Consider the following 6517-nt stretch of genomic DNA (forward strand, 5'->3'; position numbering starts at 1 on the left):
CGCGAGCAGGCCGGCCGTGTCGGCGAACAGGCCCACGCGGTCGCGGTCATGAACCACGACGCGGAAGGCGCCCTCCACGGCCGACACCTCGACATACGGCTGCCCCTGCGCGATCGCCTCGTGCACCGGCGCCGCGAGCTCCGCCCGCCCCTCCGGGGGCGGCAGTGCCCGATCGCGGTCCTGATCGCCAACAGCCGCAACGAGATTCGCGAAGAGGGCTGCACGCCAGTCGGACCAGGCCAGCGGCCCGGCCGCTTTGGCGTCCGCGATCGTGAGGACCCGCAGCAGGTCGAAGGCGTCCGGGTCCTCCCCCGCCGCCGCCCAGGCTGCGGCCGCGGTGGCGGGGTCCGCGATGTCCCGCCGCGTAGCGAGCTCGATCAGCGTCAGGTGCTCGGCGACCAGCCGTTCCACCACCGCCGCATCGGTGGCCGGCAGCCCCATCCGGGCCAGCACCTCGCGGGCGATGCGCGCACCCGCGTGACTGTGGTCGCGAGCGCCCGCGACCTTGCCGATGTCGTGCAGCAGGGCACCGAGGAGCAACAGGTCGGGCCGCGCCACCTCACGCACCATCGCCCCCGCCTGCACGACCGTCTCGATCAGGTGCCGGTCGACGGTATGCCGGTGCACCGGGTTGCGCTGCGGGCGCGAGTCCACGCCGTCCCACTCGGGCAGCCACCGGCGGACCAGGCCGGCCTGAGTCAGCCCGGCCCAGACTCCCGGAAGCCCCTCGCCGGTGGCGAGCAGGTCGGTGAAAAGGTCACGCGCGGCCTCCGGCCAGGGCGTGGGCAGGTCGGGCAGTTCGGCGAGATTGGCCAGGGTCTGTGGAGCGAGGGGCAGCTTGCTGCGGGCCGCGACGACGGCCGCCCGCAGCGGCAGCAGGGCATCGGAGACGGCGTGCCGGCCGAGGACCGCCTCGCCGTCGTGCTCGAAAACGCCGAACCCGAGGGCCACCAGGTGCGGCGCTCGCGGTCCGACCCGCAGGGTCCGGGCCCGTTGGCTCTGGCCGGCCCGACGGGTCGTGGCGTCCAGCGCGTAGGCGAGGGTGCGCGCGCTGCTGCTGACCATGGTCAGGAGATCGTCGGCGTCGGTATAGCCGAGCAGCGCCGCGACTGCGTCGTGGTCCTCCCGGCCGAGCCGGTCGCGGCCGCGGCCGGTGACGACCTGCAGGGCGTCGCGGACGTCGAGCAGCCGCGCATACGCCTCGTCGACGGCTCCGTGGGGGCGGTCGGTCAGCCAGGCGGCGGCGAGCGCCCGCAGGACCGTCATGTCCCGCAGGCCCCCGCGGGCCTCCTTCAGGTCCGGCTCGATGAGCTGTGCCAGTTCGCCGTGCCGGGTATGCCGCTCGGCCAGGTTCTCGAGCAGCTGGGGCAACCGTTGGCGGGCGTTGGCGCGCCAGTCGTGGCTGAGGGTGGCACGGATCGCCGAGACCACCTCGGGGTCGCCCGCGACGGGCGCCACGTCGAGGAGCCCGACGGCGGCGCTCAGATCGTCGGAGGCGACGGACCGGCACTGGTTCAGGGTGCGCACGCTGTGGTCGAGGCGGACCTTGGCGTCCCAGACCGGATACCACAGCCGGTCGGCTAGGCCGTTGATCTCCTTCTCCCGCAGCGTCCTTCCGTTGTGGAGGAGGACGAGGTCGAGATCGCTGAGAGGGCCGGCATCCCCGCGGCCGAGGGACCCGACGGCCGCCAGGGCGACCCCGTGCAAGCTCCGCCCGCCCGTCGCCTCGGCCCAGATGTCACGCAGCCACGACGTCGTGAACTCCGCGATGGCGGCCCGGCGCGCCTGGCCGGCACCCGGCGCCGTGAAGGCGCGGGTGCCGGCCAGATCGAGCCGGGCCCCGCTGACATCGGTGGTGGTGCGAGACATGGTGACGGCCTGTCCTGTCTGTGAGCTGTCGCGTGGGCGGGATGGCGCGTCCGGAGCGTGGGCCAGGCCACGGGGCCGTGGTCAGATGGCGTCGGAGCCGCGTTCGCCGGTGCGGACCCGGGCGACGTCCTCCACGTGGGTCACCCAGACCTTGCCGTCGCCGATCCGGCCGGTCGCGGCGGACTTGACGATCACGTCGACGACGGACGAAGAGTCCATGTCCTCCACGAGCACCTCGAGCCGGATCTTCGGGACGAAGTCGACGGTGTATTCGGCGCCGCGGTAGACCTCGGAATGGCCGTGCTGGCGGCCGTAGCCGCTGGCCTCGCTGATCGTCATACCCGCGATCCCGTAGGCCTCGAGCGCTGCCTTGACCTCCTCGAGCTGGTGGGGCTTGATGATGGCGGTGATCAGCTTCATGCGTTCGCTCCTTCGGCGATCGGGGCTTCCTCGCGAGCGTGGGAGCCGAGGCCGAGGGCCCCGGCCATCCGGCCGCCGCGCGGAGACAGGTCGTATGCGGTTTCGGCGTGCTCGCTCTGGTCGATGCCGGCGGTCTCGTCGTCCTCGTTGATGCGCCAGCCCATGGTGGCCTTGAGCGCGAAGCCGAGGGCCGCGGTCACGATGCCACAGATGAGCAGCGAGGCCAGCGCGATGACGATCTGGACGACGGTCTGCTGCACCCCGCCGCCGTAGAAGAGACCGGTTGCCGTGGACAGCAGCCCGGCCCCGATGGTGCCCCACAGGCCCGCGACGAGGTGGACGCCGACGACGTCGAGGGAGTCGTCATACCCGAAGCGGTATTTCAGGCCCACCGCGAGGGCGCAGAGGCCACCGGCGATCAGGCCGAGGATGATCGAACCGATCGGCGAGAGGGCACCGCACGCCGGGGTGATGGCGACCAGGCCGGCGACCACACCGGAGGCGGCGCCGATCGAGGTGCCGTGCCCGTCGCGGATCTTCTCCACCAGCAGCCAGCCGAGCATCGCCGCGCAGGTGGCGACGACGGTGTTGACCCACACCATGGCCGCGGTCTCGTCCGGCGCGAGTTCGGATCCGGCGTTGAACCCGAACCAGCCGAACCACAGCAGCCCGGCGCCGATCATCACGAGCGGCACATTGTGCGGACGCATGATCGTCTTGCCGAAGCCGAGACGCTTCCCGACGATCAGGGCCAGGACCAGGCCGGCCATACCGGCGTTGATGTGCACGACGGTGCCGCCGGCGAAGTCGATCGGCACCACATCGGCCGCGCCATCGGTCGACCCGAAGATCCTGGCCGACAGGCCGCTCTCGGAGGCCGACAGCAGGCCGCCGCCCCAGACCATGTGGGCGATCGGGAAGTAGGCGAGGGTGACCCACAGGCCGGAGAAGACCAGCCAGGTGGAGAACTTGACGCGGTCGGCGATGGCGCCGCTGATGAGCGCGACGGTGATGATCGCGAACGTCAGCTGGAAGCCGACGAAGGCCAGCTCCGGGATATTGCCATAGCCCTCATACCCGAACGGGTTGACCAGGTCGGCGGTGTCCTTCAGCCCCAACTTGTCGAAGGGATTGGCGAAGATGCCGCCGATATCGCTGGGGCCGAACGACATCGAGTAGCCGAAGAGGACGTAGAGGACGCCCACGAGACCGGCGGCACCGAAGGACATCATCATCATGTTGAGGACGGACTTGGCCCGGTTCATGCCACCGTAGAAGAGGGCCAGACCAGGCACGGTCATCAGAAGGACGAGTGAGGCGCAGATGATGACGAAGCCGGTCGACGCCAGGTCGATGGTCGGCTCGTCGGCTGCCGCCAGCGTGTGGAGTGCTGTCATGCCGGCTACCCAACGCCCGCCCGGTTTCGCCGGATGCGTCGTCGTGTTACGCGTATGTTGCACTCTCACCCATCGTGGAAACGTCGCGTTACATGCCGCGCGAGGTCCCGGATGCTGAGACGTCGTGTCCGCCGGCGACGGGTGGGAGAATGACGAGGTGACCACACGCCCGACCCCGGTCCTCGTCTTCGACGGCGACTGCGCCATCTGCTCCACCCTGGCCCGGTTCACCGCCCGGCGGGTGCGCCGCCACAACGCCGACTTCGCGATCGCCCCGTGGCAGGAACTGGACCTGGCGTCGCTCGGCCTCACCGAAGCCCAGTGCATCGAGGCGCTGCAGTGGATCGGGGCCGACGGCCAGATCTCCGCCGCGCACAACGCCGTCGCCCAGGCCCTCTGGAACGGCCACGCCTGGTTCAAGCCCGCCGCCGCCGTGATCTGGGCCCCCGGGATCAACCAGCTCGCTGCGGTCGTCTACCGCTGGGTCGCCGACAACCGCCACCGCCTCCCCGGCGGCACCCCCGCCTGCTCGATCCCCCGCTAAAGCACAACGCTCGCTGCGCTCGACGGTTTCCCTCGGTCGGCATACTGCTCGAGCGGGAGGAAGGCGAGCAGCATCACCAGGTGGGGCCAGAAGGCGATGGTGATCGAGGCATAGGTCACCGCGTGGAAGGCGAACCAGGCATAGACGATGCGGCGGCGCCAGCGCTCGGAGGCCAGAAAGATCAGCGGAGATGCCATCTCCGCGGCGAAGAGGGCCCACTGGGTGGCCTGCAGCAACCACGGCGCGTCGAGGAGCCACTTCACCCAGGGTGTGCCGCGGCGGACAACGGCTCTGGCCATGGTCGCCGAGTTGACCCAGTCCCAGCCGCCGAAGCGCACTTTCGCCCACGCCGAGAGGAAGTAGGTGGCGATGGCGAAGATCTGCACCGCCCGCAGCACGAACCCGCCCGCCTGGCTGAGGATGTCGCGCCCGTCGGCCGTCCGGCCCCACCGCGCCTGGGCGAAGGCGCTGCCCACGGTCGGCAGCAGGAGGAGGGCGATCACGAAGTCACCGCGATCGTGGTCGACCTTGCCGTAGGCATAGGCGATGTACATGTACCAGATCCAGCAGATGGCCACGACGCTGCCGGCCAGGCGGGGCAGCCGGCCAGTTGCCGCGACGAGGGCAGCCGCGACCGAGCCCCACTTGAGAGTGTTGACCAGCGGGACGGTCGCGGCGGGCAGGTGCAACAGCTGCCCCATTCGCAAGGGTTCGTACCAGACGGGGTCGGCATAGCCGTGGTACCAGCCGCTGGTCTGCAGCCAGAGGACGTCGATGACGACGTACAGATAGACCATGGTGCGAAAGAGCGCCAGGCGCCGCAGCGGGACGGCCGGGAAGAGCCAGTTCATGACGCCCGCCACTCGGCCACCAGGTCGTCGCGGTGCTGGCCGGTCGGGCCGCCGTCGCGCAACAGATAGTTGCGCACGACGACGCGGATACCGACCCAGGACGGGTCGTCGGGCCGCAGGGCCGTATGGCTGTCGGCAAGGGTCTTAAGCATCGCCGGGTCCTTCGCGATGCGGTCGATGTTGCCTTCGATCTCCGCCCGGTTCAGGCCGACCGAATCGGGGCTGATCGGCGCCTCGACCCAGGTGGCCGGCGCGGCCGCCGTCCGCACTTCGATGAACGTCGAGCGCACCGCACCGTTCGGGTCGGTGGAGGTGGAGAACATTCGCCACGGCGAGAAGGGCCACCAGTCGTCATCCCCGACGAAGGTCCCGCCGAGGAAGAGCACCGCGGCCAGCAGCACGACGGCGACGCGCCATGCCTTCTGCGGCAAGGTCAGTGGCACGATCACCGGACCGTCGACCTCCGCGGGAGCCCCGCCTTACTGGAGGATGGCATCCACGAATGCCTCGGGGTCGAACGGGGCCAGGTCGTCCGGACCCTCGCCGAGTCCGACGAGCTTGACCGGCACGCCGAGCTTGCGCTGGACGGCGACGACGATGCCGCCCTTGGCGGTGCCGTCGAGCTTGGTCAAGACGATGCCGGTGATGCCGACGACTTGGGAGAAGACCTCGGCCTGGCGCAGCCCGTTCTGCCCGGTGGTGGCGTCGAGGACGAGCAGCACCTCGTCGATGGGCGACTGCTTCTCGACGACGCGCTTGATCTTGCCGAGCTCGTCCATGAGGTTGGTCTTGTTGTGCAACCGGCCGGCGGTGTCGAGCAGCACGACGTCGGCCTCGAGTTCGATGCCGGCCTTGACCGCATCGAAGGCGACCGCGGCCGGGTCGGCGCCTTCCTTGTGCGAGCGCACCGTCGGCACCCCGACGCGGGCGCCCCACGTCTCGAGCTGGTCGGCCGCCGCGGCGCGGAAGGTGTCGGCGGCGCCGAGGAGGACGTCCTTGTCCTCGGCGACGAGCACCCGGGCCAGCTTGCCGACGGTCGTCGTCTTGCCGGTGCCGTTGACGCCGACGACGAGCACGACCGCGGGACGACCCTCGACCCGGCTGGAGGCGACTGAGCGATCCATACCGGGATCGACCAGCGCGAGCAGGTCGGTGCGCAACCACGTGCGCACGGTGGCCTCGTCGGTCGTGCCGTCGACCTGGACCTGCGTGCGCAGACTCTCGACGAGTTCCATGCTCGCCTCGACGCCCAGGTCGGCGGCGAGGAGGGTGTCCTCGACCTCCTCCCACGCGGCCTCGTCCAGGCCGCCGCGGGTCAGCAGCGCCAGCAGGCCCTTGCCGAGGGCGGTGTTGCTGCGGGCCAGCCGGGCGCGCAGGCGCTGCAAGCGTCCGCGGGCCGTCTCGGGCCGTTCGAGCGTGGGGGTGGCCGGCTCCTC

The 6517-nt window shown here is 70.8% G+C and carries 7 protein-coding genes; 1 reads left to right on the forward strand and 6 read right to left on the reverse strand.

Annotated features, from left to right (window positions below; translation table 11 throughout):
* The 3 genes from BN11_RS08905 to BN11_RS08915 form a co-directional block, all read right to left on the reverse strand.
* The coding region (locus BN11_RS08905; protein WP_048696755.1) for a [protein-PII] uridylyltransferase at positions 1 to 1869 on the reverse strand (1869 nt) is incomplete at its 3' end.
* 81 nt (positions 1870 to 1950) lie between these two features.
* Positions 1951 to 2289 carry a P-II family nitrogen regulator gene (locus BN11_RS08910; RefSeq protein WP_048696757.1) on the reverse strand — a complete coding sequence of 113 codons (339 nt, stop codon included), beginning with the start codon at positions 2287 to 2289 and terminating at the stop codon, positions 1951 to 1953.
* A complete protein-coding gene (locus BN11_RS08915) occupies positions 2286 to 3686 on the reverse strand; it encodes an ammonium transporter (protein ID WP_048696760.1) in 1401 nt (466 codons plus the stop codon). Before BN11_RS08915 ends, BN11_RS08910 begins: the two co-directional genes overlap by 4 nt.
* A gap of 157 nt (positions 3687 to 3843) precedes the next feature.
* Between BN11_RS08915 and BN11_RS08920 the strand changes: the two genes are divergently transcribed.
* On the forward strand, positions 3844 to 4230 hold the full coding sequence (locus tag BN11_RS08920) for a thiol-disulfide oxidoreductase DCC family protein (RefSeq protein ID WP_048701121.1): 387 nt from the start codon (positions 3844 to 3846) through the stop codon (positions 4228 to 4230).
* On the opposite strand, the gene BN11_RS08925 is transcribed toward BN11_RS08920, so the two are convergent.
* From BN11_RS08925 to ftsY, 3 genes are all read right to left on the reverse strand, one after another.
* The gene (locus tag BN11_RS08925) at positions 4227 to 5081 is read right to left on the reverse strand and encodes an MFS transporter permease (protein ID WP_157044051.1); all 855 of its coding nucleotides are present in this window, start codon (positions 5079 to 5081) and stop codon (positions 4227 to 4229) included. The two genes, BN11_RS08920 and BN11_RS08925, sit on opposite strands and share 4 nt — an antisense overlap.
* Positions 5078 to 5530, reverse strand: coding sequence for a hypothetical protein (locus BN11_RS08930; RefSeq protein ID WP_048696767.1), 453 nt, complete (start codon positions 5528 to 5530; stop codon positions 5078 to 5080). Before BN11_RS08930 ends, BN11_RS08925 begins: the two co-directional genes overlap by 4 nt.
* A 30-nt stretch (positions 5531 to 5560) precedes the next feature.
* Positions 5561 to 6517: signal recognition particle-docking protein FtsY (gene ftsY / locus BN11_RS08935; protein WP_048701123.1), on the reverse strand; the 957-nt coding region annotated here is incomplete at its 5' end.

Source organism: Nostocoides australiense Ben110, assembly GCF_001050535.1.
Taxonomy (GTDB): Bacteria; Actinomycetota; Actinomycetes; order Actinomycetales; family Dermatophilaceae; genus Nostocoides_A; species Nostocoides_A australiense.